Source organism: Flagellimonas rhodophyticola (genome assembly GCF_049332665.1).
Taxonomy (GTDB): Bacteria; Bacteroidota; Bacteroidia; order Flavobacteriales; family Flavobacteriaceae; genus Flagellimonas.
On record NZ_CP186326.1, the window covers coordinates 980,377 to 997,452 of the forward strand.

The 17,076-nt window shown below is 37.9% G+C and carries 13 protein-coding genes and 1 tRNA gene; 7 read left to right on the plus strand and 7 right to left on the minus strand.

Annotation, left to right across the window (positions count from 1 at the left end):
* Nucleotides 1-37 precede the first annotated feature (37 nt).
* From ACOKFG_RS04495 to ACOKFG_RS04505, 3 genes are all read right to left on the minus strand, one after another.
* The gene (locus tag ACOKFG_RS04495; protein WP_299171602.1) at nucleotides 38-1,462 is read right to left on the minus strand and encodes a hypothetical protein; all 1,425 of its coding nucleotides are present in this window, start codon (nucleotides 1,460-1,462) and stop codon (nucleotides 38-40) included.
* A 62-nt stretch (nucleotides 1,463-1,524) separates the two neighbouring features.
* On the minus strand, nucleotides 1,525-3,375 hold the full coding sequence (locus ACOKFG_RS04500) for an ATP-binding protein (RefSeq protein WP_422861919.1): 1,851 nt from the start codon (nucleotides 3,373-3,375) through the stop codon (nucleotides 1,525-1,527).
* Nucleotides 3,356-4,000 carry a response regulator transcription factor gene (locus ACOKFG_RS04505; protein ID WP_299171608.1) on the minus strand — a complete coding sequence of 215 codons (645 nt, stop codon included), beginning with the start codon at nucleotides 3,998-4,000 and terminating at the stop codon, nucleotides 3,356-3,358. The genes ACOKFG_RS04500 and ACOKFG_RS04505 overlap by 20 nt, the downstream gene beginning before the upstream one ends.
* A gap of 174 nt (nucleotides 4,001-4,174) precedes the next feature.
* Between ACOKFG_RS04505 and ACOKFG_RS04510 the strand changes: the two genes are divergently transcribed.
* Nucleotides 4,175-4,432 (plus strand): hypothetical protein, encoded by a 258-nt coding sequence (locus ACOKFG_RS04510; protein WP_422861920.1) that lies wholly within the window; start codon nucleotides 4,175-4,177, stop codon nucleotides 4,430-4,432.
* Here ACOKFG_RS04510 and lepA read toward each other — a convergent pair.
* Complete coding sequence (gene lepA / locus ACOKFG_RS04515) at nucleotides 4,429-6,225, minus strand: translation elongation factor 4 (protein ID WP_299171612.1); 1,797 nt, start codon at nucleotides 6,223-6,225, stop codon at nucleotides 4,429-4,431. The genes ACOKFG_RS04510 and lepA overlap by 4 nt on opposite strands.
* 155 nt (nucleotides 6,226-6,380) lie before the next feature.
* Here lepA and ACOKFG_RS04520 point away from each other — a divergent pair, with 155 nt between their 5' ends.
* Together ACOKFG_RS04520 and dusB are read left to right on the plus strand one after the other, a co-directional pair.
* Entirely contained in the window at nucleotides 6,381-8,798 is a 2,418-nt protein-coding gene (locus ACOKFG_RS04520; protein ID WP_422861921.1) for an outer membrane beta-barrel protein, read from the plus strand.
* Nucleotides 8,799-8,848: 50 nt separating this feature from the next.
* Nucleotides 8,849-9,841: a tRNA dihydrouridine synthase DusB gene (gene dusB, locus ACOKFG_RS04525; protein ID WP_298793377.1), complete on the plus strand. Its 993-nt coding sequence runs from the start codon at nucleotides 8,849-8,851 to the stop codon at nucleotides 9,839-9,841.
* On the opposite strand, the gene ACOKFG_RS04530 is transcribed toward dusB, so the two are convergent.
* Nucleotides 9,838-11,049: an FtsX-like permease family protein gene (locus ACOKFG_RS04530; RefSeq protein ID WP_299486685.1), complete on the minus strand. Its 1,212-nt coding sequence runs from the start codon at nucleotides 11,047-11,049 to the stop codon at nucleotides 9,838-9,840. The two genes, dusB and ACOKFG_RS04530, sit on opposite strands and share 4 nt — an antisense overlap.
* Before the next feature lie 2 nt (nucleotides 11,050-11,051).
* Nucleotides 11,052-11,444 carry a 30S ribosome-binding factor RbfA gene (rbfA, locus tag ACOKFG_RS04535; RefSeq protein ID WP_299171624.1) on the minus strand — a complete coding sequence of 131 codons (393 nt, stop codon included), beginning with the start codon at nucleotides 11,442-11,444 and terminating at the stop codon, nucleotides 11,052-11,054.
* A 101-nt stretch (nucleotides 11,445-11,545) separates the two neighbouring features.
* Here rbfA and mce point away from each other — a divergent pair, with 101 nt between their 5' ends.
* The 4 genes from mce to ACOKFG_RS04555 all read left to right on the plus strand — a co-directional run bounded on the left by mce (nucleotide 11,546) and on the right by ACOKFG_RS04555 (nucleotide 14,476).
* Complete coding sequence (gene mce / locus ACOKFG_RS04540; protein ID WP_298793379.1) at nucleotides 11,546-11,953, plus strand: methylmalonyl-CoA epimerase; 408 nt, start codon at nucleotides 11,546-11,548, stop codon at nucleotides 11,951-11,953.
* 58 nt (nucleotides 11,954-12,011) lie between these two features.
* A tRNA-Ile gene (locus ACOKFG_RS04545) sits at nucleotides 12,012-12,085 on the plus strand.
* Nucleotides 12,086-12,694: 609 nt separating this feature from the next.
* Nucleotides 12,695-12,997 (plus strand): hypothetical protein, encoded by a 303-nt coding sequence (locus ACOKFG_RS04550; RefSeq protein ID WP_298793380.1) that lies wholly within the window; start codon nucleotides 12,695-12,697, stop codon nucleotides 12,995-12,997.
* Between the two features lie 135 nt (nucleotides 12,998-13,132).
* Nucleotides 13,133-14,476 (plus strand): sigma-54-dependent transcriptional regulator, encoded by a 1,344-nt coding sequence (locus ACOKFG_RS04555; protein ID WP_298793381.1) that lies wholly within the window; start codon nucleotides 13,133-13,135, stop codon nucleotides 14,474-14,476.
* Here ACOKFG_RS04555 and ACOKFG_RS04560 read toward each other — a convergent pair.
* A complete protein-coding gene (locus tag ACOKFG_RS04560; RefSeq protein ID WP_299486680.1) occupies nucleotides 14,451-16,910 on the minus strand; it encodes a hybrid sensor histidine kinase/response regulator in 2,460 nt (819 codons plus the stop codon). The two genes, ACOKFG_RS04555 and ACOKFG_RS04560, sit on opposite strands and share 26 nt — an antisense overlap.
* Between the last annotated feature and the right edge of the window lie 166 nt (nucleotides 16,911-17,076).

A 17,076-nucleotide genomic window follows, 5' to 3' on the forward strand; every position in this document is an offset into this window, starting at 1 on the left:
ATTGTTGAAGTTTGGTTATTATATAATTGCTTTAGTGTTATTTTTTTGAGAGTGAGACACTTCCGCTTAGCATTAAGGCGCCTAGACTGCCTTCTCCAAAAGCAATACTGCGATATCCTACAAAAAGTACTATTGCTTCAAGAGGTCTCCAAAAGGGGCCAAGACTATAGATAAGGCCGCCTTCCCCTCCTTCACTTGCAGAAATAGCATACCCCACGCCAGCTTCGGCACCAAAGGCATCGCTAAAATTATATCTTGCTTTAGCCGTAAGGGGTATAAAGTTTTCCCCTTCAGTTTCAAAACCAAAATCGGTTTCTTTTCCCGTATATCTTGCATAACCTGCGGTTGCACCTAGTTGGAACTTATCACTAAGGTTTTGGAAATAACCGACTTCTGCTCCATATGTAAATCCAAAGAAATCTGCCTCGTCACCAATAGGTTTTCCAAGGTAAACTCCATAGGAAAAGGAGCCCGCTTCCCTGAAAAAAGACCCTTCTTCATCTGATGCTTCAGAAACCGCACTTTCATTGGCTTGTGGATTGTTCAAAAAGATATCTCGGGTGTCCTCTATAAAATGCTTGGATTCTTCCGTGGGTACCTCGCTTGAAGTTTTTTCTGTTTCTGTTTTTTCTGGGCAGCAAACCACATTACTTATTGATAATTTTGCATCTGAAACAGTGCCATTAAATGTAAAATCGAATGCAGTTTCTAGGGATGTTGTTTTGGCTGTGTAGGTGTAAGTTGCTTTGTTCAATGTGCTTTTGTTTGAACCTTCCTTACAACCGCAGTTGTATGTTATTTTGGAAGTGAACAACCACTTAGTGTTGGGATATTTTTTTCCGGTTTCGGAGATATCATGGTCAACAAATACGTTACAATTTTTGCTAAATAAAATGTGGTCTCCATAATTATAACTATCATCCAAGCTAAACGATTTCATCAACTTTGATTGATCATACTTACGCCTTAGAGATTCTGCATCATTTTTACTTAAATCGCCAATACTTTGTCCAGCAAATAGTGATACAAATTCAGCGAAACTATTTGAATTACTAGAGCTAATCAATAGCTTGTCTTCAAGGGTTTTAAAATTTCCTCTATCAAAGCTCCCCTCTAGATTGAGTTTATTTGCATCTGAATTCATAGAACTAAGTTTATGGCGTAACATACTGCGGGTTTCTTGAGTGAAACCATACACTATAATACTGTGTTCTTTTAGATTTTTAACATAATCAAAAGCATCACAAGTTTGAGCATTTGTATTTTTATAAGCAGCATTTGCCTTTCGGAACATATCCTGAAATGCATTCTTAATGTGTTCGTATTCTTCTTCTACTCTGTTAGCAATTTTTTGTCTAAGAGCGTCTTTTTCCTTTTCATCTGTTTCCTGAGAATAACCATTGCATAGAAAAAGGCATAGTAAGAATGTTGTCAGTATTTTGGAAGAAATATAGAATTTCATGGCTTATTGATTTATAGTAAACCAAATAGAAGCTATTATAGCAGATGAAACAATACCAGAACTCAGGTATATTTTGTAGGAATTATGACTAAGACCGAAGTGCCTTTGTCAGGGAGGGAGTCAAAAAGAAGTTGCCCATTCATTTGGGTCACCCTTGATCTAATGTTTTTTAGACCAATACCGGAAGAGGTGTTTTTTTGCGCAACTCCCTGACCATCATCTTCAAAGCTTAGGGTAACGGAGTTCTTATGTCCAAATAATTGAATGTCAACACAAGATGCATTGGCATGCTTGATAACATTTTGGAGTAGTTCCTGCACAATTCTAAACAAATGTGTGGAAATTCCTTCGTTCAGATTTTCGGGGAATTGAAAGGTGTTGAAATTTATGGTCAACTGTTCCGTTTTTTCAATGGTCTCCAATAATTCGTCAATGGCACCTGAGAGTCCAACAAGCGAAATTTCAGCAGGGGTAATGCTATGGGCCACCGTTCTAACATCCTCACAAATGTCATCAAATTCTTTTTGCATTTTTTCATCGGAATATTTGGTACTGAACAACCTTTTCAAGTTAGAGATTTTACTTCCAATATTGTCATGTAGCTCACTGCCAACACGTTTGCGTTCGTCTTCTTGCCCCTGAACAAAAGCATTTAAAAATTTTTGTTGTTGAAGTACAAGTTTGTTGGCAAGGGAATTTCGTTCCTGATAGATCTGCCCGACCACCAGTGTCAATGTGGCGGTAAGAAAACAAACTTCTAGGGCAGACGCATAAAAAATTCCAGGAAGACCGTAAAATGAAAACTTTAAGAGACCGAAACTATGATAAAGCACCAGCAATATGGATCCAATCGCCATGAACAAATAAGAAATCGCAAAATAAGCTCCTATTTTTTTGTTGTGCTTTAGGTAAACTAAAACCTCAAAAACCAGAGCGATGATTAAAAACAGAATTGTCAAATACCAAAGCTTCATAAATAGTTCAACTTGGGCCGCATACATTGAGTTGGCCATAAAATGCAGAAAAATCCGAAAGGCAAATTGAAAAATAATTACAAATTCAACACTTCTTTTGAGTTTTGGTAAATACTTTTTTGCCATGAGCACTTGTTGAGCAAAAAGAATGAAAACAGCAGTGGAGAGCTCAATGGAAATCACATAAATGGCGCGTCCTACGTCCAAGGATTCAGGAGGTAACAACAAATTGGTATAACCAAGATACGAACCGATAAAAACCAACAAGATGGTCAGGTAAAGACCATATAATAAAAACAGTGTTCGCTTTATAAAAACAAAAATGAGGGTTGTAAAAAGAAGAGACAATAGCACAAGTCCGGCATAGGAGCCAATGGCCACACTTTGAAAGGTATGGGTGTTGTAATAGGTGTCGCTGTCTTGAACAATGATATCTGTTGCCAAGGGTTTGCCCTTAGATTTGTTGAAAACCAGATAGTACAGCGACCTCTCCTTTGGTAACAAAGTGATAGAGACCTTCCAGGTACGTTCTACCGCCTGTTTCAATAGCTTTATGCCAACACTTCCCTCCAGCTTTAAATCCCCTTGATCAACTTTATATACGCTTACATCTTCAAGAAAAGGATACGAAAAAGACAAAATAACTTCTTTGGATGTGTTTGATTGGTTTTCTAAGGTGAACTTAGAATAGGCTTGTGCTACATCAAAACCCAAGTAGAAAAAAGATCGTTTATCATCGAGGGAAGTGAAGCGATCTAGTTTATCGGTTGAGAAAGGACCTTCGTTTTTTTTAGAAATATTAATGGTGACGAAATCTTTCAGGTTTTTTGAAAAGCGAGCATCATGAAAAACAATGCTGTCATTAGCATGCAATGGAGTGAAACAAACGGCAAAAAGAGAAAAGAGAAACCAGTAAGTATTATAACAATTGATTTTCATGCACAAAGGTTACAAGTTTAATACTGCTATCTACTCCAAGTTTACGGTAGATATTTTTTTTATGGGTTTCAACAGTTAAAGGGCTAATGCTCATAGCAGAAGCTATATCCGGCACCTTATTGCCATCACATAAATATTTAATAATCTCTTTTTCCCTTGGGGTCAGTTGTATCCGTTTATAAAACTCATCCGCTTTTAATGGGTCTGGCTTGGCGCTCTTTGCCACACCTTCCCCATAGTAAAAACCACTTTCTTTGGAGACATGATTCAAGGCGTCCAGCAGATCTTCTGAAGAACAATTTTTTAATAAAAACCCGTTTGCTCCATGGGTAATGGTCTTATTGACAATTGTTTTTTTGTTGTACATGGTAAGAATAAGAACCTTGATATCATTGTTTTTGCCTCTAAGTTCTTGGAGAATTTCCAGACCATTTTTCTGTGGAAGATTTAAGTCAAGCAAAAGAATACTTGGCTCATACTTTTCCAGAGAAGAATATAGATTTGAATACCCATTGACGGCATCGACAACTTCAAAACCAGAAAAATCTTGGATAATGGAACGCAGACCATCTATAACAATTTGATGGTCCTCACAAATGAGAATTTTTCGAGATTGGTCATTCACACTGGTGGCGTCTGTGTAGTAAGTTACAAAAGATTAGCTGTATAACCACTTATTAAGAAAATCCTGCTTTGCAAAGCATCTATCAATTGGTTTGGACCATACATAAATCTGTAGGTCGAATAGAAAAACCATACCAATATATTCGTTTCAAGTAACTATCTAAAACTTTTAAAAATGAAAAAGATTTTGTTTTTAACCACCTTGGCAATTGCATTGACTTTTGCAAGTTGTTCCAATGACGATGATGGAGGATCTAAATGTGAGTCTTGTACTTCCAATGCTGGGAATAAGTTTGAAATTTGCGATAACGGAGATGGAACTTACACGGCATCGGAAAATGGGGTGTCAGAAACACTTACAGAAGAAGAGTTAGGCGGACTTTCAGTAAAATTAGCCGTTGAATTGGCCTGTGAGTTGGATTTAGAAGTCTAATCGTTAAGTTTTAAAACGGCCATAAAAGCTTGCTGGGGGATTTCAACATTACCCACTTGGCGCATACGCTTTTTACCTTTTTTCTGCTTTTCAAGTAGTTTTCGCTTTCGAGAAATATCTCCTCCATAACACTTGGCGGTTACATCCTTTCGCAAAGCTTTTATGGTCTCTCTTGAAATAATTTTAGAACCTATAGCAGCTTGAATAGGGATATCAAACTGTTGTCTTGGAATAAGCTCTTTTAACTTTTCACACATCTTTTTTCCAATGGTGTGAGCATTATCAAAATGAACCAATGCCGATAGAGCGTCAACAGGTTGCGCGTTTAAAAGAATATCCACTCGGACCAATTTGGAAGTTCGCATACCTATTGGGGTATAATCGAAAGAGGCATACCCCTTTGAAACGGTTTTTAATCGATCGTAAAAATCGAAAACGATTTCAGCCAAGGGCATATCAAAAATAAGTTCTACCCTTTCCGTTGTCAAATAAGTTTGATTCGTAATCTGTCCTCGCTTTTCAATACAAAGTGACATTACATTACCCACAAAATCAGACTTGGTAATGATTGTTGCCTTGATATAGGGTTCCTCTACGCGATCAACCGTGGAGGGGTCTGGCAGGTCTGAAGGGTTGTTTACAATGAAAGCGGTCTCTCTATCTCTGGTCGTGTAGGCATGATAGCTAACATTGGGAACTGTGGTGATGACTGTCATGTTAAATTCGCGTTCCAGGCGTTCTTGGATAATTTCCATATGCAACATACCTAGAAAACCACAACGGAAACCAAAACCAAGGGCAGCACTACTTTCCGGAGTAAATACAAGAGAAGCATCGTTCAACTGAAGTTTTTCCATAGAAGAACGCAATTCCTCAAAATCTTCCGTGTCGACAGGGTAAATGCCTGCGAAAACCATTGGTTTTACATCTTCAAAACCTTCAATTGCATTCTGTGTTGGTTTAGCAGCATCGGTAATTGTATCACCGACTTTTACTTCGCGAGCGTCTTTAATTCCCGTTATCAAATACCCAACATCTCCTGTGGAAATAGTAAGCTTTGGAAATTGAGTCAATTTTAAGGTGCCTATTTCATCGGCAAAATAATCCTTGTTAGTGGCAACAAATTTTATCTTTTGACCTTTCTTAATTTCACCATTGATGACTCTAAAATAGGTTTCCACTCCTCGAAAAGGATTGTAAACAGAATCGAAAACCAATGCCTGAAGTGACTCATCAGGATTGCCTTCTGGCGGAGGTACACGTTCAATAATTGCTGCGAGAATTTCTTCTATTCCAATTCCGGTTTTGGCACTTGCGGGAATCACTTCCTCCGCATTACACCCCAATAGATCGACAATATCATCTGTTACCTCTTCTGGATTTGCACTTGGTAAATCGACCTTATTGAGTACCGGTATAATTTCTAAGTCATTCTCCAAAGCCAAATACAAATTGGAAATGGTCTGCGCTTGAATGCTCTGCGCAGCATCTACAACTAAAAGAGCTCCTTCGCAGGCAGCAATGGAACGTGAAACTTCGTAGGAGAAATCAACATGTCCCGGAGTATCAATTAAATTCAAAATATAGGTCTCTCCGTTGTATTCATACTCCATTTGGATGGCGTGACTTTTTATGGTAATGCCCCGCTCTCGTTCCAAATCCATATTGTCCAAAAGTTGGTCTTGTTTCTCGCGTTCGGTCACAGAACCGGTAAAGTCCAAAAGACGATCTGCCAAGGTACTCTTACCATGGTCAATATGTGCAATAATGCAAAAATTTCTAATCTTCTTCATTAAAAGCTATTGCCCAATACATTGGGAGTGATTTAAGATTGCAAATATAGGTGTTTTAACTACCTCAGATGGGTATTTTAAGAATTATGAGAGCGGGGTAAAAGATGGCTGTAAAATATTTTCTTAGATTTGATATAGAACCCCAAACTCAACTAATGCGAATCACCTGTATTTTTTTATTGGTGTTTTTGACATCTTACAACCTGATTGCCCAGACGTATCAGATTAAAGGAAAGGTAGTTGACAGAAGTAACAATACCATTCCGTTCGCCAATATTTTATTGCTTCAAGCATCTGACTCGACTTTTGTAAAAGGGACTTCAGCTGATGATAGTGGCCAGTTTTTACTTTCTGAGGTAAAACCAAATGTTTATTTACTGCAAGCAAGCTATGTGGGACGTGGCTCTGAACCAAGAGCCTTGGATATTTCCAGCAATGTTGCATTAGGGGCGTTGGTAATTCCACTGGAAGAAAACAATTTGGAAGAGGTGGTCGTTACATCGCAGCGACCAAAGCTTCAAAGGCTTTCGGACAGACTTGTCTTTTCTGTGGAAAATACGGTAGTTTCCCAAGGAAATTCATGGGATATTCTTAAAAGTACTCCAGGGGTGATTGTTAACCAGAATGATCTTCAGATTAGAGGACAAAATGCTACAGTTTATTTGAACGACAGGAAGGTCCAATTGTCAGGTCAAGAGGTGAGGGATTTATTGGAAGGACTTTCGGGTACCAACATAAAGTCTGTAGAGGTCATTGCAAACCCTCCCGCGCAATACGATGCCGATGGAGGACCTATTTTGAATATTGTGACAAGCAAGAATATTGTCCCCGGTTATAAGGGAAGTGTAAATGGAACATACACCCAGGCTGTTTTTCCAAAGTTTGGAATTGGAACAAGCCATTATTATAAAACGGAAAAGCTTAACATATTTGCCAATTATAGTATCAGTCCAAGAAAAGATATTAGAAAAGCGGTTAAAGGCATCAATTTTATTGACGTAAATGAAACCGTTTTTTCTAATTGGGATACTTACTATGACCAGACAGCAAGGGCTAAAGCCCAAAATGCAAGCCTAATCCTGGATTATGATTTTAATGATAGAAACAGCATAAACCTTACCACCAATCTTGCTCTCAACCCTAATTGGGAAAGATCTACTAACCTGAATACCCAGATTAGAAACGGGCAAAGTCAATTAGACTCTACATTTACAACCCAAAACATGGAAAATGTAGACAACACCAACCTGGCAGTTGACCTAACGTATGTGCACAAAATGAAAAAACCAGGGGCTAAGCTCTCTTTCAATGGACATTATACCCTTTTTGATGGAAGCTCATCCCAAAATTTATTTTCCTCCTACTTTGATAATGGAGGAGGGTTTTTGAGAAACTTTGGATTTGATGCCAATTCCCTGCAGGACATTCAGATTTTTACAGGACAAATGGATTATTCTACCCCTGTCGGAAATGCATCCATAGAAACGGGACTTAAGGCTTCTTCGATAGCATCAAAAAACCGGATTGATTTCTTGAACTTTGTTGGCACCGATAACAATGTAGACGCTTCCTTATCGGATCGCTTTAACTATGACGAAAATGTATACGCTGGGTATCTAAGTTTTGTAAAAAACTGGGAAAAATGGTCGATGAAGTTAGGTTTACGTGGCGAATTGACCAAGGCAACGGGAACCTCCTTAACGTTAAATGAAGTAAATACCATTGACTTTTTTGAACCATTCCCTTCTGTTTATGTATTGTATTCCCCTTCTGATAAACATAGCTTTGCTTTTGACTATGGACGAAATGTGGATAGACCAAAATACAATGACCTGAATCCGTTTCGGTTATTTTTCAATGAAAACGATTTTGAAGAGGGAAACCCTGGATTAAGACCCAGTTTCAGCAATAATTTCAATTTTAACTATACATTCAACAGTGAACTCTTCTTTGATGTTTATTATCGAGATAATGGCGAGAACATAGCATATTTTGTTTTTCAAGACAACTCGAACCAAACTTTGGTGGAACAAAAACAGAACGTTTTAGACAGCAAGTCTTATGGAATTGACCTAACATTGAGCAAGAGTATTTTACCTTCCTGGTTTTTGTATGCCTATACTTCGCTGTTTCATGAGGAAGAAACGTTTTTGGCTGTAGAGAGCAACAATCAAGTGTTTACGAATTCTATTGAAGGTTATTATGCTTATTTAGCCAATTATCTAACTCTTTCTAAAGATGGAACCTTTACAGGGGAGTTAACAATGACATATTTATCTAAATTTTTATTTGGTTCGTATGTGTCAAGCGATGAGCTAAATATGACTTTAGGCCTCAGAAAATCATTTTTTGATAATAGGGTAACTGTATCTATAGCGGCTGAAGACATACTTGAGAAAGCTAACCCGACGTACTCCTCTAAATATCTAAATCAAGATAATTTTTATAGAAGACGACCAGAAACTCAATTCATAAGATTTGGTTTTACCTATAATTTTGGAAACTTCAAATTGAACGACAACCAGCGCGAACTAGATAAAAAAGAAAGGGAACGACTAGAAACTGAAGAATAAATAGTTGATTTAAGGGATTTTGTATTTTTGCAATCCAAAAAAATTAAGGTTTGCCAAAAATTGGAGATATAGAACTTCCTGATTTTCCGCTACTTCTTGCACCAATGGAAGACGTGAGCGACCCTCCCTTTCGTGCTTTATGCAAAGAACAGGGCGCAGATGTGGTATATACCGAATTTATTTCGTCCGAAGGATTGATCAGGGATGCTGCAAAAAGTATGATCAAGTTGGATATCTACGAAAAAGAAAGACCCGTAGGAATCCAAATTTTTGGAGCTGAGTTAGATTCCATGCTCCAGGCTACTGATATTGTTGAAAAATCCAATCCAGATATTATCGACATTAATTTCGGTTGCCCCGTTAAAAAGGTGGTAAGCAAAAATGCCGGTGCTGGAATACTAAGGGACATTCCCCTTATGGTAAAATTAACGGAGGAGATTGTAAAACGGACTAAACTTCCAGTTACCGTAAAAACTAGATTGGGATGGGATACCAGTTCCATTAAGATTGTTGAAGTGGCTGAACGTTTGCAAGATGTGGGAATCAAAGCTATTTCAATACATGGTCGTACTCGTGTTCAAATGTACAAAGGTGATGCAGATTGGAAGCCAATTGCTGAGGTAAAGAACAATTCAAGAATGCACATTCCGGTTTTTGGAAATGGTGATGTTGATACCCCAGAGGCAGCGGTTAAAATGAGAGATGAATATGGGTTGGATGGTGCTATGATTGGTAGAGCAAGTATTGGAAACCCTTGGTTTTTTAATGCTGTGAAGCACTTCTTTAAAACAGGAACACATGTATCACCTCCAACTATGGAAGAGCGGGTTGATGCAGCCCGCAGACACCTTCAAATGGCAATCGATTGGAAAGGTGAAAAATTAGGTGTTTTCGAAACTAGAAGGCACTACACGAACTACTTTAAAGGGATTCCGCATTTCAAAGAATATCGAATGAAAATGGTGACCAGCGATGAATCCGTTGACGTGTTTGCAGCTTTTGATGAGGTTCTCGAAAAGTTTGGAGATTTTCAATTTGCTTAGGCAGAAACCAATCTTTGATTTATTCTACTACTCGCGATTTTTGAGGAAACAAACCCCAAAACCACAATTGTTGCCAAAACCACAAATAGATTCATGACATTGTACTCCACAGGATAGGCCAGCGAAGGAGTTATTTTTAACCAACCAAAAGCAAGTTGGGATCCAATTAAGAGTGAGCCTATCAAGACACCGATAAGACCTCCCAAAGTGGTAACCAATAATCCTTGAGTGAAATAAATTGTACGCAATTCTTTGATAGTCGCACCAAGACTAAATAAGGTTTTTGAATTTTGTTGTTTGTCCAAAATCATCATAATAATAGCCCCAACAACATTAAAGAGTGCAATAATCAATACCAGTGTAAATATTAAGTAGGTGGCCAGGTTTTCCGTGTTGAGCATGCGATGGAGGGTTCCATTTTGTTCTTGTCGATTCAAAAGCAATACCTTGTTTCCCAAGACATTCCGGATTTTATCTTTAACGACATCTGAAGCAGATGTATTGTCAAGCTTAAAATTGATTCCCGAAACTTGCGTGCTATCTTTTTCAAGTAAAGCTTGCACTAATGGAAGTTGCACAAAGACATATTTTTTGTCCAAATTTTCCTCAATGGCGTAAACTCCGCTCAGAACAATAGGAAGTTCATTATAAGGCTTTGGAGAATTTAAACCTTGCGGTGAAAAAGAACCTTCTCCTGGTTTTGGGACCAAAACGGTCATTGGGTTTTGGTAATTATCAATGGGAACACCCAATTGATTGTAAATTCCAATACCGGCAACACCATTATATTCCATTACGCCCCAATTGCCAAAATATAAAGTGCTATCAACGCCAGTTACGGAACGATAGTTATTGTCCACCCCTTTAATGTAAGCGATGCAACTTTTCTCACGAAAGGTTAAATATGCTCTTTCTTCCAATTCTTTGGAATAATTGGCCAAACCCTCAATATCTTTCAATGCATCTTCTTCTTTTGGAGAAATAGAAAAGTATTTTCCGGTAACTGGTAACGCCTTTAAATCGGGATCAAATGTGTTGGTGAAAGAAAGGCTAAAAGTCTTTAGCCCTGCAAAAGCGGAAAGCACCACAAAAAGCGCTGCCGATCCTATCACAATGACTAAAAAAGTAATAAAATTGATAATATTCACAGCATTTTGGCTGCTTTTAGAACGGAGATAGCGTTTTGCGATATAAAAAGAAAAATTCAAGATCAGGATTTCTTTCGTTTATCCAACAAGTCCCTATTTTCAATAGGGTTTTCATCACCCTTTAGGGATTTTTCAATGTTGTCGATATATTCCAGGGAATCGTCTAAATAAAAGTTGAGCTCTGGAACACGTCGAAGTTGACTTTTGGTGCGCTGGGCCAATTCGTGTTTGATTAGGCTCTTGTTCGATTTGATTCCTTCTAACAATTCATCTGCGCTTTTATTCGGAAAAATACTCACATATACCTTGGCTATAGATAAATCGGTGGTGACATATACTTTGGAAACTGAAATCAAGGTTCCTTTTAGACCGCCATCGGTAGCAGCACGCTGCAAAATGTCGACTATGTCCTTTTGTATAATTCCACCTATTTTTTGTTGCCGTTGTGTTTCCATAAGTGCAAAATAACGGAATAAATGACGAACCTCATGATATGATTTCCCAACAGTGCGTATTTTTGATATCATGCAAGGGAAAGCATTTAAACATTTTGGCCATGGATAAAATCGAACATATCGGGATTGCGGTAAAAAACTTGGAGGATTCCAATACCTTGTTTACGCAACTTTTGGGCGTTCCGCATTATAAGATGGAAGAAGTTGCATCTGAAGGAGTACGAACATCTTTTTTTAAATCAGGCCCAAACAAGGTGGAGTTGCTCGAGGCGACTAATACTGAAAGCCCTATTGCCAAATTTCTTGAAAAAAAAGGAGAGGGCATACACCATATAGCGTTTTCCGTTGAAGATATAAAAGCGGAAATCTCAAGATTAAAGCAAGAAGGCTTTACGGTTTTGAATGAAACACCAAAAAAAGGTGCGGACAATAAGCTTGTTGCATTTTTGCATCCTCGCGGAACAAACGGGGTTTTGGTGGAGTTGTGCCAAGAAATAAAGGAGGAGTAGCTCAGTAAAATCTTGCGGTGTAGAAAAATAAATAGTAATATTGCATCCGCAAAATGCGGGTCCTATAGCTCAGTTGGTTAGAGCACCTGACTCATAATCAGGGGGTCCCTGGTTCGAGCCCAGGTGGGACCACAAAAGCAAACACAAAGCTTCCATTCTTGGGAGCTTTTTCTTTTTTGAAAACAGCAATTTTCAAGGAACCTCGAATAAACTAGTTCTGAGGTGTAAAATCCATACTTAAAACAATCATCTAAAACTATTTTTCTGCAAACCACTTTCAATGTGACCAAATTCAGGAAAGCGTGTCATACTAAATATAAAATGAAAAGATGCTCTTTACAATTGGTTTGGTTCTTGGAATACTATCATTTTTTACTTCAATTTTTTTGATGTTATTCTATTCCAATCAGGAAAGGAAAAGAAGAAAAGAAAAATAATAGGATGATGCTATGCAAACACTAACCATTGCGTTATCCGCAACCGCCAGTTTAACTGACACTCTGTTTGCTCCATAACAGGGATTAAGAATTGGCAATATGAAAAGGCTGCTTCGGCAGCCTTTTTTTGTATAAAAATTACACAGTTGTGATGACTGGTATACAGAAGTATACAATGTGATTCAGGATAAAAAATTGTTACTCCTCTGAATTCCAAATAACTAGCAAATCAATTCAAGTTCTAAAGAAAATGGCATCGAATTTTCAATAGTATGGTCAAGTTTAATTTTAAAAAGAATACATCATGAAAAAATTGATTTTTGCAACAGCACTTTCGTTCATCGGTTTAACCGCATTTGCCCAAGAAGAAACCGCGGAACTTCAAACGGATAATACTATTACAAAAACCGTTCAAGATTTTGAGGAGATTAGCGTTTCGGATCTTCCGGCAGCTGTCGTGGCAGCGGTTAAAAAAGACTATCCAACTGCAACCATTGACAAGGCGTACAAGAACGAGTCAAATCAGTTTAAATTGGAACTTTCATTAAAGGATGGTGCCAATGGAACTGTTTATGCCGATGCCGATGGCAATTGGATAGAAATATAGCATGAGTTTTGATTGATCATGTTAGGTTAGTTTGGTTCGGTGGGGGCTGCGTTTGCAGCTCCCACCTTTTATGATAAGTTTATCAAAAACAAAAAATCCCATACGTTGTCGGTATCGTATATATGGTACTGAGATATGCCCAAAATCTTAATCATTGAGGACGATACCGCATTCTGTCAAATGCTTCAAAAGTTTTTGACCAGGAATGGCTATGATGTTTCGTTCTGCTTTAACCTTAAAGAAGCAAAAAAAAATCTTGATAATACTTTTTTCGACCTTGTCCTCTCAGATGTAAGATTACCTGAAGGAGATGGTATAGCATTACTATCAAAGGTCAAGGCCAATTCTCCGCAGACGCATGTTATTCTAATGACCGGTTTTGCTGAGATAAAAACAGCAGTCAGCGCCATTAAGAAGGGAGCTTTTGATTATGTGTCCAAACCTTTTACTCCTGAAAGCATATTACAGGTCATCGCAAGAGCATTAAATACCGATAGCACTGAAGTTGACCCCCGGAAACCAAAAAAGGACCAGGCTTTAATCAAATCACATTTTACGAAAAGAATTGTTGGAAGCAGCACCGCCTCCAAAACAATGCAGCAGTATGTTGAACTCGTAGCTCCCACGAATATGTCGGTTTTGCTTACCGGAGAAAGTGGAACCGGAAAGGAAGTAACCGCTAGGACCATCCATGAAAGAAGTGAACGAAGAAACCAAAGGTTTATCGCCGTTGATTGCGGTGCAATACCAAAAGAATTGGCCACTAGCGAATTTTTTGGGCATGTGAAAGGAAGTTTTACCGGCGCAATCGAAGATAAAATTGGACATTTTGAAGCAGCCAATGAAGGAACGCTGTTTTTGGATGAGATAGGAAATCTATCCTACGATAATCAAGTGCAATTGTTAAGGGCAATTCAAGAGCGCAAGATAAAACGAGTTGGAAGTACACAGGAAATTTTGGTAGATGTCCGAATTATTTCAGCCACCAACGAGAATTTAATCGAAGCCGTTACTTTAGGAAATTTTAGGGAGGACTTGTATCACCGTTTGAATGAGTTTTCAATAGAAATTCCTTCACTGAAGGACAGGGAAGAAGACCTTATGCTCTTTGTTGATTTCTTTTTGGAAAGAGCAAACACTGAACTTAACAAAAGCGTATTCCACTTATCAGAAGAAGTTATTCAATTACTAAAAACGTATCATTGGCCTGGGAATCTTAGGGAACTCAAGAATATTATAAAACGTGCTGTCCTGTTTACAGATGGTGATACTATGGATTTAAAATCACTTCCACAAACCCTACATGCTGATTCAAAAGAAAGGGAGTCAGCTAATTTTTCCAAGCATGAATTTGAAAAAGACAGGATACTCAAGGCGCTAAAACTAACCAACTTTAACAAGAGCAAGGCGGCCAAACTTTTACAGATGACCAGAAAGACACTCTACAACAAAATCAATTACTATCAACTGAAAGTTTAGTCATATGGGCATTCATTTCTTTCTTTAGCTTAGAGATTGAATTTTCCAGCAATTCCAGATCCTTAAAAGCTTTTTTAGTGGAAATATCGGGAGCAATATGTTCAAAGTTTTCCAAAAGACAAATGGCACTCTCAATTTTCAATTGCCGGAACATAGGAAGCATTTTATGCGATACTTCCCTGACTTTATGATACTTTCTTTTTTTGATGGCCTTAGAAAGAAGTAATAGATTCTTATCTGTGTTTTTTAGAAAAGTATGCAGGATTTCAAAAAGAGCTTGTTCATTTTCGACAAAAGCAGCAAGGTTCTCTGTCGAAAATAAAGCTGATGAGGGTTGATGTGGCCTATCGATTCCATTCTTAGTGAAATCAAAGGGTTTCCCTGCTTTGACGAGGGCATTCAGAAAGTTTGATGTGGAAAAAGGTTTAAACAAAACATCATCAAATCCTATTTCGAGATAGTGGATTTGTGGGAATTCCTTCGAACCTGTCATGGCGATTACTGGTTGACCTTTATAATTGGGCAAGTTTCCTTTTTTAAAAGCTTTTACAACTTCAAACCCACTTGTTTTCGGCATCTGGATGTCAGTCAAAACCATATCATAGTGCTCCGGAAGATTTTTCTGTAATGCTTCGAAACTTGAAAATGTTTTTACGGAGATACCGTTTATTTTACAAACCTCTTTCAATAGTTTTAACAAACTTTCATCATCATCAAGTATAGCAAGCGATAGATTGCCTTTGAGATTGGTTTTTTTTACTTTTTCAACCTGACTTGGGTGATTGGAAAATTTCAATGGTATGGAAAAAGTAAATGCACTTCCCTTGTTGAACTCACTTTTGACCTCTATTGTTCCACCCAATAATTCGGTGAGTTTTTTTGAAATTGTGAGCCCTAATCCATAACCTCCCACATTTCCTTGGGAAGAACCTTCAACCTGTGTAAATTCTTGAAATATAAGTAATTGTTTTTCTGCTGGAATACCGATTCCTGTGTCAATAACCTGAATTATGGCCTTGTCGACCCCATTGACCTTTTTGGTAAAGGCTTTTATACTGATTGAACCTTCGTTAGTGAATTTAAAGGCATTACCGATGAGATTGGTTAATATTTGTCTAATTTTTTGTGAATCCCCATTAATGGGATGCTCTAAGGTTTCCGCAATGTCGATTTCTAATAGAATGGAATCGGAATTTTGAACTTGTTTAAAACTAGAAACCGTATCCTTAATTAAATCTGATAGTATAAAAGGAGAGTTGACTGTTTTTATTTTTCCAGATTCCAACCGGGAAAAATCCAAAAGATCATTGGCTAGATCTTCTACATAGCTGGTGGAAGATTGCATGTTTGAAATATACTCTTGTTGTTTAGGAGTCAATGCATGCTGTTCCATCAGCTCCAGGTATCCCTTTATGCTGTTCAGTGGAGAGCGCAGGTCATGACTTACGGTGGAAATTAATTGCCCTCTACTTTTTAAAAGAATGTCGGAATATGATTTTTCTTTTTCCAGTTGCGTTCGGTACGATTGAGATTTCCAATAATCATTCGCTATTAAAAAGGTGAAGAAACACACAAGAAGAAAACCAAGAATTGCCGCAGTCCAAGCAAGGGTAGAACTTCTTTTTAACAAAGTTTGCCTATTGCGATTTTCGGAATGGATCTCTGCTATAATTTCCTGTTCAAATGCTGAAATAAAACTTCTGAGCTTTTGCGAGAGTTCCAGGTCCGTTTTGTATACCTGCAACTCCTTGGCCATCATGGACCGCTCTAATTTTACATTTTGGGTTTTAGCTTCTTGTACTATTGATTTAGATAAACCAAGAATTGAATCTGCGTCATTGGAGCTAACTTTTCCCAATTCATTTTCAGGAATGTTCTCGTTCAATATGGAAACATATTCCCGAATCGATTCTTGTGTCTCAAAGGGAAGTAGATCAAAATCTGGCACAAAAGCTTCAGGCGTAATTCTTCCCATGTTTATTTCCATTTGGTTGAACACCTGCAATAGGGAATCCAAAGGAGCATAATTTTTATCAAGGCCTTTTAGCTTTCTAAGCTCAGCGTTGTTGATTGTTTTCTGCTTCAGCAACTGCTGAATACTGTCAAGTTTAAAAATTTTGGAATCATTTTTCAACAGTAGTTTCAGGGCATCAATGGTTATACTAACCGAATCTACCTTATTGGAATAGGCAAGGATATTTTGTCTTTTTCTATGTTGAAGGGCCAATTTGGAAAGATTTTCGGCTTCATAGACCTCGGTGAGCAAGGAATTTATTTTTATCAGCTTGGCGCTTCCATCTTGTTTATTCTGTGCCTCCGTGTAATCTTTAAATTCGGCATAAATGAAATAACCCGCCACAAGCACCAGGAAGCCTAATGTTAAATAACTGACGATGATTTTTATGGTGAACTTCTTTTTGGACCTGGGGAGCATAAAAAAGTGTTTCTGAAATATATACGTAGCAATGCAGGGCAAAAAGTGCTTACCTAATGTTAATTATGATGTTTTTTGTTATGAAAACTAATTCTCAGGTATTACATTTGCGGCATCTCAAAGGGGTGCTTTTATTTAAGGGCTGAGATTATACCCAATGAACCTG